This is a genomic window from Xenorhabdus sp. PB62.4 (assembly GCF_014467285.1).
Classification (GTDB): domain Bacteria; phylum Pseudomonadota; class Gammaproteobacteria; order Enterobacterales; family Enterobacteriaceae; genus Xenorhabdus.
Genome location: NZ_NKHR01000073.1, coordinates 1 through 1,848 on the forward strand (window position 1 = coordinate 1; position 1,848 = coordinate 1,848).

The window sequence follows — 1,848 nt, forward strand, 5'->3', positions numbered from 1 at the left end:
ATGCGGATGGGGTTGTCTACACCTTCCATACGCCGGATGAAAACGTGTTCTCGGTTAACCTGCATGCCGGGCATTATCTGCTGTTTGGCACGTTAACAGGCGGATTACACCTGTTTGATCGTCAGACGCAATTAACGCAGAGTTTTGAACAGCCAGCAGGCGATAAACGGTTATTGTCTGCGATCCGTGACCGTCACAATAACCACATCACCTTCCATTATGATGATCCCTTTGGAGAGCAACAATACCGGCTGTCACAGGTTATCCATTCCGATGGTTATCGCTTATTACTGGACTACGACCAGAACCGGTTGGCTTCTATCGCGTACCTGACTGAAGAACTGCGCCAGACGCTGGTCACCTGTCAGTACAACGCACAAAATTACCTGTCAGAATGCCATTCATTTCAGTTCAGTCACCTCTGGCACGAATATGATCCCCGTGGCTATATGACCCGCTGGCATGACACGGATTCAACGGATGTGTCGATGGGGTATGACAACCGGGGGCGGGTGGTCTCGGTCAATACCCCACAAGGCTACTGGCAGGATCGTTTTTTGTATGATGACGTCAACCAAGTCACTACCTATCTGGATGCAGAAGGCGGCTGTACCCGCTATTGGTACAATGAAGACGGCCAGATTACCCGTAAAGTTGACCCGCTGGGGCGGGAAACGGTACTGGAATGGGATCTGAGCCATAAACTCTCAGAAACCGATCCTCTGGGCAGAAAAACACAGTTCGAATACACACCCTACGGCGAACTGACCCAACTGACACTGCCTTCCGGTGACGTGTTTGTTTATGACTATGATGAATACGGTCAACTGGTGCAGGCCAAACTGCCGGATGGCAAAAAGTGGCTTTTTCACTACAGCGACCAGGGCGCACTGGATGCCGTAACCGACCCGCAGGGGCGATTGGAAGAGTACCGTTACAACCAACATGGCGAAATCCTCAGACGGGTACTGCCGGATGGCACCCAATGGCGTTATGAATATGAACAACACCGGCTTCATGGTGTTTTGGCGCCCAATGGTTACACCACCCGCTATGAACAGGATGGGCTGGGGCGGCTGCGTGGTATGACCGATGCACTGGGGCAACAAACCCGTTATCAGCACTGTGCGTTTCATGCCAGCCCGGAAAGCAGCGTCACTGAAATTGAATTACCGGATGGGGTAAAACAGCATATCGGCTATGATAGTGAGCGCCGGGTCACTGCGTTTACGGACGGTGAGGGAAATACCACCCGTTATACCTATGGTGCCTTTGATCTGCTGACCCGGCTAACCCGCCCGGATGGGACAGTCCTGCATTTTGGTTATGACCGCTTAATTCGTCTGAACAGTGTGACGATGGCGACCGGTGAAACGTATCGCTATGAGCGGGACTTAGCCGGGCAGATTATCCGTGAAACCGATTTCACGGGACGGACAGTCGAATATACCTACGACCGGGCAGGCCGTCGAACCCTGACACGGTATCCCAACGGTCAGTTGATTCGTGTTTGTTATAATGTCAACGACCAGATTTTGCGGCAGGAATATTGGCAGGCCGGAAAATTAGAATATACATTGCAGGCCGAGACTGCCTATACCTACGACCCCAAAGGCAGGATGATCCGGGCCATCTCAGCGGATGTGGTGGTGGAATTCGAATATGATGAGGCAGGACATCTGATGAGTGAGCGTCTGAACGGACGTGAAATCTTGCATGAATGGGATGACCTCAACGACTTGCCTGTCGCAGAAACACTGGGCGAAGATACGTTGCATTTTGGTTATAACCGGATGGGCTGGTTAAACCATTTCCAGTTTAACCAACACAGCCCGTTGTCTTTACAGC

General features: G+C 51.7%; 1 pseudogene. It reads left to right on the forward strand.

Features of this window, described 5'->3' with window-relative positions:
* Positions 1-1,848, forward strand: a pseudogene (locus tag Xenpb_RS19205) (RHS repeat protein); the annotation flags it as partial.